The 15,910-nt window shown below is 74.0% G+C and carries 12 protein-coding genes; 2 read left to right on the top strand and 10 right to left on the bottom strand.

Annotation, left to right across the window (positions count from 1 at the left end):
- Nucleotides 1-210: 210 nt before the first annotated feature.
- The 6 genes from FB388_RS07590 to FB388_RS07565 form a co-directional block, all read right to left on the bottom strand.
- Nucleotides 211-2,562 (bottom strand): [protein-PII] uridylyltransferase, encoded by a 2,352-nt coding sequence (locus tag FB388_RS07590; RefSeq protein ID WP_211361812.1) that lies wholly within the window; start codon nucleotides 2,560-2,562, stop codon nucleotides 211-213.
- An 86-nt stretch (nucleotides 2,563-2,648) separates the two neighbouring features.
- A complete protein-coding gene (locus tag FB388_RS07585; RefSeq protein WP_142098777.1) occupies nucleotides 2,649-2,987 on the bottom strand; it encodes a P-II family nitrogen regulator in 339 nt (112 codons plus the stop codon).
- Nucleotides 2,988-2,990: 3 nt separating this feature from the next.
- Nucleotides 2,991-4,319, bottom strand: coding sequence for an ammonium transporter (locus FB388_RS07580; RefSeq protein WP_425468531.1), 1,329 nt, complete (start codon nucleotides 4,317-4,319; stop codon nucleotides 2,991-2,993).
- Between the two features lie 203 nt (nucleotides 4,320-4,522).
- Nucleotides 4,523-5,890 (bottom strand): signal recognition particle-docking protein FtsY, encoded by a 1,368-nt coding sequence (gene ftsY / locus FB388_RS07575; protein WP_142098772.1) that lies wholly within the window; start codon nucleotides 5,888-5,890, stop codon nucleotides 4,523-4,525.
- A 120-nt stretch (nucleotides 5,891-6,010) separates the two neighbouring features.
- Nucleotides 6,011-9,595 (bottom strand): chromosome segregation protein SMC, encoded by a 3,585-nt coding sequence (gene smc, locus FB388_RS07570; protein ID WP_142098769.1) that lies wholly within the window; start codon nucleotides 9,593-9,595, stop codon nucleotides 6,011-6,013.
- A gap of 44 nt (nucleotides 9,596-9,639) precedes the next feature.
- On the bottom strand, nucleotides 9,640-9,930 hold the full coding sequence (locus FB388_RS07565) for an acylphosphatase (protein WP_142098766.1): 291 nt from the start codon (nucleotides 9,928-9,930) through the stop codon (nucleotides 9,640-9,642).
- 54 nt (nucleotides 9,931-9,984) lie between these two features.
- Between FB388_RS07565 and FB388_RS07560 the strand changes: the two genes are divergently transcribed.
- Complete coding sequence (locus FB388_RS07560; RefSeq protein ID WP_142098761.1) at nucleotides 9,985-10,644, top strand: CAP domain-containing protein; 660 nt, start codon at nucleotides 9,985-9,987, stop codon at nucleotides 10,642-10,644.
- Here the strand turns inward: FB388_RS07560 and FB388_RS07555 are convergent.
- From FB388_RS07555 to FB388_RS07550, 3 genes are all read right to left on the bottom strand, one after another.
- On the bottom strand, nucleotides 10,617-12,071 hold the full coding sequence (locus tag FB388_RS07555; RefSeq protein WP_170225517.1) for an MFS transporter: 1,455 nt from the start codon (nucleotides 12,069-12,071) through the stop codon (nucleotides 10,617-10,619). The two genes, FB388_RS07560 and FB388_RS07555, sit on opposite strands and share 28 nt — an antisense overlap.
- Nucleotides 12,072-12,163: 92 nt before the next feature.
- Entirely contained in the window at nucleotides 12,164-13,360 is a 1,197-nt protein-coding gene (locus tag FB388_RS39280; RefSeq protein ID WP_170225516.1) for an HAAS signaling domain-containing protein, read from the bottom strand.
- The gene (locus FB388_RS07550) at nucleotides 13,357-13,677 is read right to left on the bottom strand and encodes a PadR family transcriptional regulator (RefSeq protein ID WP_142098755.1); all 321 of its coding nucleotides are present in this window, start codon (nucleotides 13,675-13,677) and stop codon (nucleotides 13,357-13,359) included. Before FB388_RS07550 ends, FB388_RS39280 begins: the two co-directional genes overlap by 4 nt.
- A gap of 141 nt (nucleotides 13,678-13,818) precedes the next feature.
- Between FB388_RS07550 and FB388_RS07545 the strand changes: the two genes are divergently transcribed.
- Nucleotides 13,819-14,853 (top strand): magnesium and cobalt transport protein CorA, encoded by a 1,035-nt coding sequence (locus tag FB388_RS07545; RefSeq protein ID WP_142098753.1) that lies wholly within the window; start codon nucleotides 13,819-13,821, stop codon nucleotides 14,851-14,853.
- On the opposite strand, the gene FB388_RS39275 is transcribed toward FB388_RS07545, so the two are convergent.
- A complete protein-coding gene (locus FB388_RS39275) occupies nucleotides 14,831-15,859 on the bottom strand; it encodes a methyltransferase (RefSeq protein WP_170225515.1) in 1,029 nt (342 codons plus the stop codon). The two genes, FB388_RS07545 and FB388_RS39275, sit on opposite strands and share 23 nt — an antisense overlap.
- Nucleotides 15,860-15,910 lie beyond the last annotated feature (51 nt).

Raw genomic sequence — 15,910 nt, 5'->3', positions numbered from 1 at the left:
CCAACGTACGGTTCGGGCGATTCGTTCCGTTCAACCGCCGGGGACGCGGTGATCACGATCATGTCTGCTCCCTGTCACGAGGAGCGTGGCGCCCAGCGCTCCCCAGTCGCGACTCGCGTACCCGGAGCGCGACGTCCGTGCACCGGAAGCCCCGACTCGCACGCACTCAGAGCGCGACTCGCGTACATCCAGGGCGCGACTCGCGGGAGGTCAGCCTGCCGCCGTGAGCACTGCGTTCTCGATCCGCTGCCGCTCCGCGCGCCCGAGCGCGCCCTCACCGCTCGTTCCGGCCAGGCCGAACGCGTCGACGACCGAGGCGCCCAGCGTCGAGACCTTGGCCCAGCGCACGTCGGCACCGCACTCCTCGAGCGCGGTGACCACCCGGTGCAGCAGCCCGATCCGGTCGGTGCCGCGCAGCTCCAGGACGACCGCGCCGGTGGCCTCGTCGTCGAACCAGAGGACCCGGGGGGGCGCCGGCGGCTCCGCGGCGGCGCCGCGCGGGGCGTAGTCGCGCTCCTTGCGGGCCAGTGCCTCGGGCAGCTGCAGGCCGCCGTCGAGCACGCGGCTGAGGTCCGAGCGCAGCAGCGCCGGGTCGGGCAGGCCGCCGAACCGCGGCGAGGCGGTGAACGTGAACACCGCGACACCGCCGAGCGTGGCCAGCTCCGCCGCGTGCACCTCCAGCGAGTGGAGGGCGAGCACGCCGGCCGCGGCGGCGAGGGACCCGGTGCGGTGCGGCACGGCGACGACGACGCCCGCGGGGTCGCCCTCGTCCAGGCGAACCTGGGGCCGCCCGTCGGCCTCTACCGCCGCGGCCAGCTCGGTGGCGGCCGCGGTGGGCGGCGTCTGGCCGGGCAGGGCCATTCCTGCGAGCACGGCCCGGCAGCGGTTGGCGAGGTCGTGGATGAGCGTCCGCTTCCACGGGCTCCACACGCCGGGGCCGGTGGCCAGGGCGTCGGCCTCGGCGAGCGCTTCGAGGAGCTCCAGCAGCAGCCCGTCCCCGTCGAGGGTGTCGACGACGCGGGTGACGGTGGCCGGGTCCTCCAGGTCGCGACGGGTGGCGGTGTGCGGCAGCAGGAGGTGGTGGCGCACCATCCGGCCGAGCACGGCGACGTCCGGATCCGGGAAGCCGAGCCGCTGCCCGATCTGCACGGCGAGCGACTCGCCCACCTCGGAGTGGTCACCGCCGCGGCCCTTGCCGATGTCGTGCAGCAGCGCGCCGACCAGCAGCAGGTCCGGGCGTGCCACGCGCGTGGTGAGCCGGGCGGCCTGCGCGGACGCCTCGACGAGGTGCCGGTCGACCGTCCAGACGTGCGCCCGGTCGCGCGGCGGCAGGTCGCGCACCGCGCCCCACTCCGGGAACAGCCGCCCCCAGAGCCCGGTGCGGTCCAGCGACTCCACCACGTCGACCATCGGACGGCCGGTGCCCAGCAGCGACAGCAGCTCGCCGCGCGCCGGCCGCGGCCACGGCGTCCGCAGCTCGGGGGCGGTGTCGGCGAGCCGGTGCAGGGTGCCTGCCGCGATCGGCATGCCTGTGCGGGCGGCCGTGGCGGCCACCCGGAGAACGAGGGCGGGGTCGCGTGCCGCGGAGGCGTCGCGGGCCAGCGCCACCTCGCCGATGTGCTCGACGACCCCGGCGTCCAGCGGGCGGCGCACCGGCGGGCGGCGCAGCGCGGCGAGCCCACGGCGCGGGAGCGCGTTGCGGGCCGAGCGCAACCCCACCTCGGCCGCGAACGCCACCGACCGCGCCGCGCCCGACAGCGCGCGGGCCAGCTCGAACCGGTCGGAGATCTCCAGCGCGGCCGCGACCTCGTCGGCCTCCTGGGCGTGCAGGACGTCCCGCGCCCGGCCGGCGAGCCGGTGCAACTCGGTGCGGACGTCGAGCAGGAGCGTGCGCGCGGCCTGCACGTCGGCCGCGGGCCGGTCGACGAGCTGGGCCGCGGCGAGCGCGTCGATCAGCTGGACGTCACGCAGGCCACCGTGGCCGTTCTTGAGGTCGGGCTCCACGCGGTGCGCCACGTCGCCGACCTTGCGCCAGCGCTCGTGGGCGGTGTCGGCGAGCTCGTCGAAGCGGCCGCGGATGCCGGCCCGCCATGACTGCCGCACCGCGGCGCGGACCTTCTCGGAGAGCGCCGGGTCGCCTGCGATGTGCCGGGCCTCGAGCAGGCCGAGCGCGGCACGCATGTCGGTGGCGGCCACCTGCACGGCCTGACCGGGTGTGCGGACGGAGTGGTCGAGCCCGATCCCGGCGTCCCACAGCGGGTACCACAGTTCCCCGGCCAGCCGCTCGACGTCCGTGCGGCCGTCGTGCAGCAGGACCAGGTCGAGGTCGGACCACGGCGCCAGCTCCCGGCGGCCCAGCGCCCCGACCGCGACGAGCGCGGCGCGGTCCGTGAGCCCGATCGCGGCGGCCCGTGAAGAGAGCCAGAAGTCGTGCAGGTCGACCAGCGCCGTGCGCAGCGCCTCCGGTCCGAGGCGGCGCTTGCCCGTGCCCTGTTCCAGCAGCACGGCCTTCGCCCGGGCCAGGTCCTCCGCGTCCCCCGACGCCACGGCCACGGCACCCACCAGCTGTTTCCCCTCCTACCGCCGAAAGGCGGCATGGTGGCCCCGCTCCGCAGAGCCGGGCCACCATGCCGTGCAGAACAGGACGGTCAGACGGCGTCGGAGCCGCGCTCCCCTGTACGGACGCGGACCACCGTCTCCACCGGGGTGATCCAGACCTTGCCGTCGCCGATCTTGCCGGTGCGGGCCGACTCGACGATGGCGTCCACCACCTTGTCGGCGTTGGTGTCGTCCGCGACGACCTCGACCCGGACCTTGGGCACGAAGTCGACGGAGTACTCCGCACCGCGGTAGACCTCGGTGTGGCCCTTCTGCCGGCCGTAGCCCTGCACCTCGCTGACGGTCATGCCCAGGACGCCGATCTGCTCCAGCGCATTCTTGACGTCCTCGAGGACGAACGGCTTCACGATCGCCGTTACGAGCTTCATGCGTCAGCTCTCCTTGCCTGCGGTGGCGGGAACCTGCTCCGCCGGGGCGGGGGCGCTCGGCGCGGGCCGCGACGAGCCGATGCCGGCGAGGCTACGGTGGCTGGAGAAGTCGTAGCCGGTCTCCGCGTGCTCGGTCTCGTCGATGCCGGTGGCCTCGGCCTCCGCGGTGACCCGGCCACCGCCGGTCACTGCCTTGACGAGGTAGCCGAGCACCAGCGAGAGCACGAACGAGTAGACCAGCACCGCGATCGCGCCCACGGCCTGCCGCCACAGCTGGTCGACGCCGCCGCCGTAGAAGAGGCCGTCGACGCCCGCCGGGGCGCTCGCGGTGCCGAAGAAGCCGACGAGCAGCGTGCCGACGAGACCGCCGACCAGGTGGACGCCGACCACGTCGAGCGAGTCGTCGTAGCCGAACCGGAACTTCAGGCCGACCGCGAGGGCGCACAGGACACCGGCGATCACGCCCACCAGGATCGCGCCGATCGGCGAGACCGCCGAGCAGGACGGCGTGATCGCGACGAGGCCGGCCACCACGCCGGACGCCGCACCGAGGCTCGTGGGCTTGCCGTCGCGGATCCGCTCGACGAGCAGCCAGGCGAGCATGGCGGCCGAGGTGGCGACGAGCGTGTTGACGAAGGTGATGCCGGCGATCCCGTTCGAGGCGACCGCGGAACCGGAGTTGAACCCGAACCACCCGAACCACAGCAGGCCGGCGCCCAGCATGACCAGCGTCAGGTTGTGCGGCCGCATCGGCTCCTTCGGCCAGCCGCGGCGCCTGCCGAGAACGATGACGAGCGCGAGGGCCGCCGCACCGGCGTTGATGTGCACCGCCGTGCCACCCGCGAAGTCGATGGCCTTGAGCTGGTTGGCGATCCAGCCACCCGTCTCGGCGGTGACCCCGTCGAAGGAGAACACCCAGTGCGCGACCGGGAAGTAGACGACCGTCGCCCACAGGCCGGCGAACAGCAGCCAGGCGCCGAACTTCATGCGGTCGGCCACCGCACCGGAGATCAGCGCGACGGTGATGATCGCGAACATCGCCTGGAAGGCGACGAAGACGGTGGCCGGGATGGTGCCGACGAGCGGGATCTCGGCGGGCGGGCCACCCTCGGTGGCCAGGTAGGTGCCGCCGAACGTGCCCTGCAGGCCCGCGAACTCGCCCGGGTTCCCGAGCAGGCCGCCGCCGACGTCGTTGCCGAACGCCACCGAGTAGCCGTAGAGCACCCAGAGGACGCCGACGACGCCCATGGCCGAGAAGCTCATCATGATCATGTTGAGGACGCTCTTGCTGCGGACCATGCCGCCGTAGAAGAACGCCAGGCCCGGTGTCATCAGAAGCACCAGCGCTGAGCTGGCGAGCATCCAAGCGGTATCGCCGGTATCCACGGAACTCCCTCCCGTCTCGGCCGCCGATGCCAGCGGCAAGCTGGGAGGAACTATCTGTTCGGCGTGTTTCGGACGCCCTCCACCGTTGTTTCCGGCCCGTGAACGAGCAGGGCGCGGATGTTACAACCGGATGACGGCGGCATCCGGGGTCATCGAAGCAGCGCGTCGACGAAGGCGGCCGGGTCGAACGGGGCCAGGTCGTCCGGGCCCTCACCGAGGCCGACGAGCTTGACCGGCACCCCCAGCTCGCGCTGCACCCGGAACACGATGCCGCCCTTCGCGGTGCCGTCCAACTTGGTCAGTGCGATACCGGTGACCTTGACGACGTCGGCGAACACCCGCGCCTGCGTGAGCCCGTTCTGCCCCGTGGTGGCGTCGAGGACCAGCAGCACCTCGTCCACCTCGGCCTGCCGCTCCACCACCCGCTTGACCTTGCCCAGCTCGTCCATCAGGCCGGTCTTCGTGTGCAGCCGGCCCGCGGTGTCCAGCAGGACGGCGTCGGCACCCTCCTCGGCGCCCTGCTTGACCGCGTCGAAGGCGACGCTGGCGGGGTCGGCACCCTCCGGCCCGCGAACGACCGTGGCCCCGGCCCGCTCGCCCCAGGTGGCGAGCTGCTCGGCGGCGGCGGCGCGGAACGTGTCGGCGGCACCGAGCACCACGTGGCGCCCGCCCGCGACCAGCACGCGGGCCAGCTTCCCGGTGGTGGTGGTCTTGCCGGTGCCGTTGACCCCGACGACCAGCACGACGCCCGGGCGTCCGCTGTGCGGCAGTGCGCGAACGGAACGGTCCAGATCCGTGTGCAGCGCGTTCGTGAGCACCTCGCGCAGCAGCTGCCGCGCCTGTTCCGAGGTGCGCACGGCCCGGGCGGCGAGCTCGGTGCGCAAGGTGTCGACCAGCTCGAGGGTCATCTCCGGGCCGAGATCGGCCTGCAGGAGCATCGCCTCGACGTCCTCCCACGACTCCTCGTCCAGCTCACCGGCGCCGAGCAGGCCGAGCAGGCCCTGGCCGAAGCCGCTGCGGGAGCGGGCGAGCCGGCCGCGCAGGCGCTCCAGCCGCCCCTCTGCGGGGGCGATGTCGGTGGGCGCGGCCGGGGGCGCCGCGGGGGGCGCGGATCCGTTCGTAGACGGCGCGGGGGCGGTCGGGACCTCGACCGACTCCACCGTCGCCGGCGGGACGGTGGGGTCCGGCGCCGGAGCGGCGGGCGGCACGAACGGGGTGCCGTCGGTGGTGGGCGCGGGGGCGAACGGGGGCTCCGCGCCGGGCGGGGCGGGCGGCGCCTCCGGTTCGGCTGGTTCGGTCCCCGTGTCGGCGGTCTCCGTGCTGCTGGAGAAGGCGATCCCGCTTCCGGCCTGGTAGGTGCCACGTCTGGGCGGCGCGGTACCGGTCCCGCGCTCGACCTGGTCCCGCTCGCGCAGGCTGATCTGGCGCCTGCGGCGCAGCACGAGGCCGAGCGCGACGGCGATGATCAGGATCGCCACCACGATGGCAACGACGATCCAGAGGGTCTGCGTGGTCACGCATCCACCCTGTCACGCCCGGCGAGGCGCGCAGCGCCGAGCACCCCATCGGCTTCCGACGAACGGCGCGTTCGTCGGATAGGTTCCGACGAACGCGCCGTTCGTGGAACGAGCGATGCGTCAGCTGGCGGCGCGGAGGCGCTGGCTGATCACCGTGGTGATCCCGTCGCCGCGCATCGAGACGCCGTAGAGCGCGTCCGCGACCTCCATCGTCGGCTTCTGGTGGGTGATCACGATGAGCTGGCTGGTCTCGCGCAGCTCCTCCATGAGGGAGATGAGCCGGCGGAGGTTGACGTCGTCGAGGGCGGCCTCGATCTCGTCGAGGATGTAGAACGGCGACGGGCGGGCGCGGAAGATCGCCACCAGCAGCGCCATCGCGGTGAGCGAGCGCTCGCCGCCGGAGAGCAGCGACAGCCGCTTCACCTTCTTGCCCGGCGGCCGCGCCTCGACCTCGACGCCGGTGGTGAGCATGTCGTCGGGGTCGGTGAGCACGAGCCGGCCCTCGCCGCCGGGGAACAGCGTGCGGAAGACGATCTCGAACTCGCGCGCCACGTCGGCGTAGGCCGTCGCGAACACCTCGAGGATCTTGTCGTCCACCTCGCGGACGACCGTCAGCAGGTCGCGCCGGGTGTTCTTGAGGTCCTCCAGCTGGGTGGACAGGAACCGGTAGCGCTCCTCCAACGCGGCGAACTCCTCCAGCGCCAGCGGGTTGACCTTGCCCAGGAGCGTGAGGTCCTTCTCGGCGCGCTGGGCCCGCCGCTCCTGGGAGCCGCGGTCGTACGGCATGGACGGGGGCTCGACGACGTCCTCGCCCCGTTCCTTCGCCGCCTCGTACTCGGCCAGCTCGGCGGGCGACGGCGGCACCGGGACGTCCGGGCCGTACTCGGCGACGAGGTCGTCGACGCCGAGGCCGTGCTCGCCGAGCACCTTCTCCGTGAGCTGCTCGAGGCGCAGCCGGTTCTGGGCGCGCAGCACCTCGTCGCGGTGCACGGCGTCGGTGAGCTTGTCCATCAGCGCGGACAGCCGGCCGGTGGTGGCGCGGGCCTCGCCGAGGGCGCGCTCGCGGGCGTCGCGGGCCGCAGCGGCGGCGTCGCGTTCCAGCGCGGCCGCGGCGAGCGACTCGGCGATCCGGGCGCTCGCGACCTGCCCCGCCTCGACGACGGCCCGCGCGATCCGCGCGCCGCGCTCGCGCGCCTCGCGGGCGGCAGCGGCCCGCGCCCTCGCCTGGCGTTCCGAGGCCGCCTGGCGGCGCAACGACTCCGCGCGCCCCGCGATCGCACGCGCCCGCTCCTCGGCGGTGCGCAGGGTGAGCCGGGCCTCGACCTCCTCGGCCCGCGCCGCCGCGACCGACTCGGCGGCGGCGTCGCGGATCTCGGTGTCGGGCTCGTCCTCCAGCGGCTCGTCCTCGGCCCGTGCGAGCTGCTGCTCGGCGGCCTCGAGGGCGAGCAGGGCGTCGGAGCGGCGGGTCTCGACCGCGTCGCGGCGCTCGCGCAGGCGCTGCGCCTCGGCGGTCGCCGAGCGGACGGCCTGCTCCAGCCGGCCGAGCTGCGCCGATGCGGCGGCCTTGCGCGCCTCCGCCGCGTTCTGCACCTGCTTGGCGGACTCGACGTCCGCGAGACGCGCGGCCTCCTCGGCGCGGGCACCCTCCAGGGCGGGGCGCAGGCGGGCGAGCTCCTCCTCGACGGCCTCGCGGCGCTCCAGGGCCTCGTTCACCGCGGCCTGCACGTCCAGCGCGCTTGACGCGGTGCCCGATCCACCGGAGGCGCGGGCCGCGCCGAGGACGTCACCGTCGCGGGTGACGGCGGTGAGCTCCGGGTGCTCGGCGACCACGGCCTGGGCGGCGGCGAGGTCGTCGACGACCAGGACCCTGTCGAGCAGGAGCGCGACGGCCGAGGCAATCGAGGGTTCGGCGGTGACGAAGTCGAGCGCCCACCGCCCCTGCCCGACGTCAGCATGGCCACCTTCATGACGCCTGGTGCCATGAAGGTGGCCATGCTGACGTTCGGGAGCCACCACCAGGCTGGCGCGGCCTGCGTCGCGGGACCTCAGGAGTTGGAGGGCGCTCACTGCCGCGTCGGGCGACTCCACCGCCAGCGCGTCGGCCAGCTCGCCCAGCGCCGCGGCGACCGCGGCTCGGGCGTCCGGCTCGACCGTGAGCAGGCCGGAGAGCGGGCCCAGCACGCCGTCGGTGCCCACGAGCTCGCCGGAGCCGTCGCGGCGGGCGAGGCTCACGGAAAGGGCGTCGACGCGCGCCCGCCAGTGGGCCCGCTGCTGCTCCAGCTCGCGCTCGCGGGCCACCAGCTCGGCCACCCGGGCGCGGGCGGTCCGATGTCCCTCGGCGGCTGCGGCGCTGCGCTCCTCCAGACCGGTGTCACCCTCGTCGAGGGCGCCCAGCTCGTCGCGGGCCTGCTCCAGCTCCGCCTCGGCGACGGCGGTGCGCTCCTGCGCCTCGGCGAGCGCCTCGGACAGCCGGTCGATCTCGTCGGCGGTGGCGGCGGCGCCGCTGCGCAGGGCCTCGGCGCGGCCGGCGAGGGTGGCGATGCCGGCCTTGCGGTCGGCGAGGGCCCGGACGGCGGCCATGTGGGCGCGCTCGGCTGCAGCGAGGGTCTTCTCGTGCTCGGTGCGCTCCTCGAGGACGTCCGACAGCATTCGCCGGGCCTCGGCGACGGCCGCCACCAGCTCGGCCTCCTGCTCGGCGATGGCGTCGGCCTCGGCGTCGAGCTCGTCGGGGTCGCGGCCGGGGGCGCGTTCCTGCGGGTCGGCGAGGTGGCGGCTGCGTTCCTGCGCAAGCCGGACGGTGCCGGCGAGCCGTTCGGCGAGCGCCGAGAGCCGGTACCAGGTGTCCTGGGCGGCGGCCAGCCGCGGCGCGTCCTGCGCGAGGGCGGCCTCGAGCCGTTCCTGCTCGACGCGCGCGACCGACAGCTGCTCCTCGACCTCGGCGCGCCGGGCGCGGGCGCTCGCCTCGTCGGCCTCCTCGCGGGCGAGCTGCGTGCGCACGGTGACGATGTCGTCCGCGGCCAGCCGCAGGCGGGCGTCGCGCAGCTCGGACTGCACCGACTGGGCCCGGCGGGCGATCTCGGCCTGCCGGCCGAGCGGCTTGAGCTGACGGCGCAGCTCTGCCGTGAGGTCGGTGAGCCGGGTGAGGTTGGCCTGCATCGCGTCGAGCTTGCGGAGGGCCTTCTCCTTGCGTTTGCGGTGCTTGAGGACGCCCGCGGCCTCCTCGATGTAGGCGCGGCGGTCCTCCGGCTTGCTCTGCAGCACGGAGTCGAGCTGGCCCTGCCCGACGATGACGTGCATCTCCCGGCCGATGCCGGAGTCGGACAGCAGCTCCTGGATGTCGAGCAGCCGGCACGTGTTGCCGTTGATCTCGTACTCCCCGGCGCCGTCGCGGAACATCCGCCGGGTGATCGAGACCTCGGAGTACTCGATCGGCAGGGCGCCGTCGGAGTTGTCGATCGTGAGCGTGACCTCGGCGCGGCCCAGCGGGGCCCGCCCCGAGGTGCCCGCGAAGATGACGTCCTCCATCTTCCCGCCGCGCAGCGCCTTGGCGCCCTGCTCCCCCAGCACCCAGCTGATCGCGTCGACGACGTTCGACTTGCCCGACCCGTTCGGGCCGACGACGCAGGTGATGCCCGGCTCCAGCCGCAGTGTCGTGGCCGAGGCGAAGGACTTGAAGCCCTTCAGCGTCAGGCTCTTGAGGTGCACGGGCGGAGTTCTCCAAAGGCAGGGACAGTCGATCGAGGCTACCGCTACCGCTCCTCGAACCCCCGCAGGCCGCCGCGCGCCTCGCTCCATTGTTCGACGACGTGATCGACACTGCCCGGAGTCGAACCACTACGCAACGCAGCCAGGAGTAACTCACACGGGTGATGTTCACCTTCGGCGACGACGACGACACGTCCGTCCGGGAGGTTGCGGGCGCTGCCCACCAGGCCGAGCTCGAGGGCGCGAGATCGAGTCCACCAGCGGAAACCGACGCCCTGCACGTGGCCGTGCACCCATGCCGTGAGCCGCACCGCCTCATCGCTGCGGGTGATCACGAGCTGCTAGCTTACCCGTTCGTGCCCCCCAACCGGTCTAACGCCGGTGCGCAGATGCTCGCACTCGCAACCGGCGTCGTGCTGGTCGCCGGGGTCGCGGTCGCGACCTTCCCGAACGAGGTCGTGCCCACCGAACTGCGCACGGATGCGATCGCCGCGTCCACGGGCTCCGCCTTCGGCACCGACGTGGTGCCGAAGGCCGCGCAGGTGGACGACCGGCCCCCGCCCACGGAGATCTCGACCGTGCACGCCTACGCGTCGGTGCCCGGCGCGACGGCGGGCGGCCCGAAACCGGAACCATCGCCAACCCCGTCGACGGCGCCACCTCCACCGCGGGAGCCCGTCGCGGTGTCCGGCTCCATGGGCGAGGTCATCGCCCTGACGAACGAGCGCAGGCGCGAGGCGGGCTGCGGCGCTCTCGCACCGGACGCCCGCCTGACCCGCGCCGCGCAGGCACACGCGTCGGACATGAACGAGAACGGCTACTTCGAGCACGTGAGCCGGGACGGGCGCCGCTTCGAGCAGCGGGTCCGCGCGGCCGGCTACCCGCGGCCGGGGGCGGAGAACATCGCCAAGGGCCAGACGAGCCCCAGCCAGGTGGTGCGGGAGTGGATGGCGTCGCCGTCGCACCGCTCGGCGATGCTGACGTGCGCCTTCACCACGATCGGTGTGGCCAGGTCGGGCAACTACTGGGTGCAGGAGTTCGGCAGGTAGCTCGGGGAGCTGCGGCGTTCCAACGTTGCGATGACCACCAGCGCCACCCCCGTGACGGCGGTCAGTACAGCCGACGACCAGGCCAGCGCCTGCGCGTGCGCCGTCGCGGCGGGTGCGTCCGGCCGGAGCACCGCGAAGAAGACCGCGCCGATTGCCGTCACACCCAGGCTGTTGCCCACCTGGGTGGTGGTGAGGAGCACTCCCGACGCCACGCCGACGGCATCATCCGGCGCGGCGGCGAGCACGAGCGCGACGAGGGGGTTCGTCGCCAGGCCCTGACCGGCCCCCGCCACCAGCATCAGCGCCGCGACGAGCACCGGCTGCACCGCCACCGGTGCGAGGGCGGCGACGGCGGCGATGCCGCCCAGCGCCGCGGCCACGATGCAGCTCCCGGTGATGGGAACGGCGCGCCCGAACCTGCGGTACGACCGGGGCGCGGTGGCGGACGCGACGGCGAACCCGAGGCCAAGGGGCGCGAACACGAGCCCCGTCTGCAACGGTGATGCGCCGAGGCCGTCCTGCAGGTGGTGGGTGAGGACGAAGACGAGCGGGGCGCTCGCGCCCGCGGCGTAGAGCAACAGGATCGCGACGATCCCCGTGGCGAAGCGGCGTTCGGAGAACAACCCCGGTGGCACGATCGGAGCGCGGCGCAGCCGCTCGAGCCGCCGTTCGTACCAGAGGAACCCGGCGATCAGGGCGGGCGAGCACGCGAGCACGGCGACGGTCCACCACGGCCAGCCGGTCTCGGGTCCCCGGCTGATCGGCACGAGGAACGCGAGCAGGGTGACGGCCCCGAGGACGGCGCCGAGCAGGTCCAGGCGATGGCGCTCGGCCGCCCGGGACTCGGGCACGGCCAGCGCGGCCGCCCCGACGACGAGGGCGCCGAGCGGGAGGTTCACCAGGAACACCGACCGCCAGCCGAGCCCGGCGACGTCGGCGCCGACGAGCAGTCCGCCGAGCGCCGGCCCGCAGACGACCCCGAGGCCGATCGTGGCGCCGTACCAGCCGACGGCGCGGTCCCGCGCGGGCTGCGGGAAGGTGGCGCGGATGATCGACAGGACCTGGGGAAGCATCGCCGCAGCGGCGAGCCCTTGGGCCAGCCTGGCCCCGATGAGGGCGCCGGTCGCCGGGGCCACCCCGGCCGCCGCGGAGGCGGCGGCGTAGGCGGACATGCCGACGAGGAAGAGCCTGCGCCGCCCGCACCGGTCGCCGAGCCGCCCGCCGACGACGAGGCCGACGGCGTAGGCCGTGCCGTACCCGGCCACCATCCACTGGGTCTGGGCGGCGGTCGCGCCGAGGTCGGACCGGATCGCAGGCAGGGCGACGGTCACGACGAACGGGTCGAGCACCCCCATGAACGACCCGAGCAGCAGCGCCGGCAGCGCCAGCCGGTTCCGGACCGTCGTCCCGGCGCCGCCCTGTTCCACACCACCTCGTACCCCACCCGGGCCTCGCCCACCTCCCGGGTCGGGATCGGGTCCGTGCCGGCGCCCCCGACGTGCCGGCACGGACCCGTGGCTCAGCGGGGCGCGGTGCCCGGTGGGGTCTCCGGCGGCGGCGGGGTCGACGGAGCAGGCGGCACGGACTCGACCGCCGGTCCCGGGGTGGGCACGGGCGTCGGCACGGCGGTCGCGGACCCGGCACCCGGTGCGGACGTCGTGGGAACCGCGACCACCAGCGGCCCAGCCGGGACGTGCTGGCATCGACCGGTGCGGGAGTTGTACTCCCAGGTCCCCCGGGGATAGGCCGCCGTGCTGTCGGGGTCGGCGTCATCGTCGGCTTCGCTGCACTCGTAGCCGCCCGATGTGTCGATCGGCATGCCGTCCTGGTCGAACAGGTACACCCCGCTGAGCGGGTTGCCCGCTGCATCCACGGGGCGGATGTCGCGGATCTGCCGCTCCGAGTCCTGCCACAGCCCCATCTGGTAGGCCGACGGGTAGCTCTCCGGGGCCGGGGACGGGGACGAGAGGAGGATCCCGGCGGGGAGCAGGACTGCGGCCAGGGTGTTCAGCGGCACCACCGCCCACAGCCAGCGCCGGTCGCGCTTGCTGCGGTAACCCACCCACACCGAGACCGGGACGGCGACGAGTGCGACGAGCAGCATGGCGGGCAGGTCGCCCCCGAGGAAGACCCCGACCACGAGGGCGGCGGCGGCGACCGCGCGGATGACCCACCACGCGGGCTGCAGGCTCGCCACGAAACCGGCGACGGTGCCCGGGGTGGCGGCCGCCGTCGGCAGCCCGTCGGCGAACCGCCGCACCTCCGGGAGCGCCGCCACGCTCGGCACGGCAGGCCCCTCCCGGCCGACGAGGAGCAGCCCCAGCACGCCCGCCAGGAACGCGAGCAGCAGGATGACGGGCTCACGGGCGACGAACCCGAGCACGACGAGGACGGTGGCCGCGACGAGCGCCGTCACCGCGAGCCGGGCGAGCGCGTGGCCCGGACTCCCTGCCTCCGGCGCTGCGGGCGCATAGCCCGCGGCGGCGCGCAGCTCGGCGGCGTACTCGCTCGGGAGCCCCAGGCGCGCGGTCAGCGCCGCCAGGTCCGCTGAGCCGCCGAGCTCGGCGGTGAGGTCCGCGAGGTGCGCACGGACTTCGTCGAGGATCTCCCCGACCTCCGGCGCCGGGAGATCCGCCAGCGCGGCCCGGACACCGGCCAGGTACTCCTCCGCAGCGGGGTTCGCCACGTGCACCTGCGTCGTCCCGTCGTCGGTCATGCTGCCCCCACCAGCCCTTCCATCGTCGCGGCGAACGCCCGCCAGGTCTTCGCCATCTCGCGGAGGCGGTCGCGCCCCGGCGCGTTCAGGCTGTAGTACTTGCGGTGCGGCCCTTCCTCGCTCGGTACGACGTACGAGGTGAGCAGCCCGGCGTTGTAGAGCCGTCGCAGCGTGCCGTACACCGAGGCGTCGCCCACCTCCTGCAAGCCCGCCGCGCGCAGGCCGCGCACCACGTCGTACCCGTAGCCGTCGCCGCGATCGAGCACCGCGAGCACGGCGAGGTCGAGCACACCCTTGAGCAGCTGGCTCGTGTCCACGCCTGCCCTCCTTCTGCGCGATGCCCCCTCCTGCGGGTTGCCCCTCCTGCGGGTTGCCCCTCCTGCGGGTTGCACAGTACTACGCATAGCGCAGTAGCAGGCACCCGGCCGCCACCACGCGCCCCGACTACGCTTCGCCGCATGTCCGTGGTCGACAACGCGATCTACATCGACGGCAAGCGGGCCGCGGCACCCAGCTCACTGAATCGGACGTTCGAGGAGCTGCGACAGTGCCCCGACCAGGGCCGCAGCTTCTGCTGGATCGGTCTGCTGCGCCCGACCGCCGAGGAGATCCAGGCGGTCGCGGAGGAGTTCTCGCTGCACGGTCTCGCCGTGGAGGACACGATCACGGCGCACCAGCGGCCCAAGATCGAGCGCTACGGCGACGTGCTGTTCGTGGTACTGCGCCCGGCACGCTACGTCGACCCCGTCGAGGTCGTGGAGATCGGCGAGATCCACCTGTTCCTCGGGCCCGACTTCGTCATCACTGTCCGGCACGCGGAGAAGCCCGACCTCGCGCAGGTGCGGCAGCGGCTGGAGCGCGAGCCCGACCTCCTGGACAACGGCCCGTACGCGGTGCTCTACGCGGTGCTCGACCGGATCGTCGACGACTACGCCCCCGTGCTCGACGGCCTGCAGGACGACATCGACGAGATCGAGGTGCAGGTCTTCGGCGGTGACCCCGGCGTGTCCAAGCGGATCTACCAGCTCTCCCGAGAGGTCATCGAGTTCCAGCGCGCCGTCGAGCCGCTGTCGGACATGTTCGACGCCCTGCGGGAGCGGCTGAAGGAACAGGCGGGCGAGTCCGACCTCGAACTGCGCCGCGCGCTGCGCGACGTCGCCGACCACTCCACCCGCGTGCTGGAACGCATCGAGGCGTTCCGGCAGCTGCTCGCCAACATCCTGCAGGTCAACGCGGCGCTCGTCGGCCAGCGGCAGAACGAGGAGATGGCCCGCATGACGCAGGCGGGCTACGAGCAGAACGAGCAGGTCAAGCGCATCTCGTCGTGGGCGGCCATCCTGTTCGCGCCCACGCTGGTGGCCTCGATCTACGGCATGAACTTCACGCACATGCCCGAGCTCGACTGGACGCTGGGCTACCCGTTCGCCGTCGTGCTGATGTTCCTGCTCGCCCTGGGCCTCTACATCGTCTTCAAACGCCGCGGCTGGCTGTAGGAGCCGCCTCGATCACGTGCTTGGCGGCGGTGGCCCGGGTTGCAGCGGTGAGATCCAGGTCTGCGCCGGCGAGCAGCGCCCGCCACTCGTCCTCGGTGCGCTCCCTCCCGCCCGCGGACACGAGCATCATGAGGTCGAGGAACTTCGCGGCCGGATCCTCGTTCGGCGGGCCCACGACCGCCTCCACGAGGAGCACCCGGGCCTCCGGGGCCATCGCCCTCCGGACGTTCCGCAGGATGCGCAGCGCGTGCTCGTCCGCCCAGTCGTGCAGGACGCGGGCGAGGAGGTACGCGTCGGCCCCCGACGGCACCTCGGCGAAGAAGTCGCCGGGCACCACGCTCACCCGGTCGGCCACCGCCGCGGCGTGGAGCACCGGGTCCGCGCCCGCGACGACGTGCGGCCGGTCGAACAGGATCCCGCGCACCGACGGGTGCGCCGCGAGCACGTCCGCGAGCACCGCGCCGGTCCCACCGCCGATGTCGGCGACCACCCCGTACCGGCCGAAGTCGTGCGCGGCCAGGACGGCCGCACCGTCCGCGTGGGACGACGTGCGCATCGTCGCGTCGAAGAGCTCGCCGTGCCCCGGGTGCCTGCGGCGGTACTCCCAGACGTCGCAGCCGAGGGCGTGCACGGCGGCGTTCCCGCCGGTCCGCACGCTGTGCGCCAGCTCGGCCCACGCCCGCCACTCGTAGTCGGCGCCGAACATGCGCGCGGCGGGGTCCAGCGAGAGCGGGTGGTCGCGGCACAGGTAGCGGCCCATCGGGCTCAGGTCGAACCGCCGCTGTGCGCACTCGGTGAAGACGCCGATCGACGCCAGCGCCCGGAGCAGCCGGTACAACGCCGGGGCGTGGGTGCCCGTCGCCACGGCCAGCTCGTCGACGTCGCGCGGCCCGTCCCGGAGCAGGTCGGCGATCCCGAGCTCGGCCGCCACGGTCACCGCCCGCGAACGCTGGTAGCCGCGGACGACGGCGAGCAGCTCCTGGAATTCCTGCGGCGGCGCGTCCATGTTCCCTCCCGACCCGGTCGCGGGAGGTGCTCGCTCCGGGGAGGGCTGAGC

Origin of the sequence: Pseudonocardia cypriaca, assembly GCF_006717045.1 — a bacterium.
GTDB classification, from domain to species: Bacteria; Actinomycetota; Actinomycetes; order Mycobacteriales; family Pseudonocardiaceae; genus Pseudonocardia; species Pseudonocardia cypriaca.
This window is presented reverse-complemented; position numbering and strand designations above follow the sequence as displayed.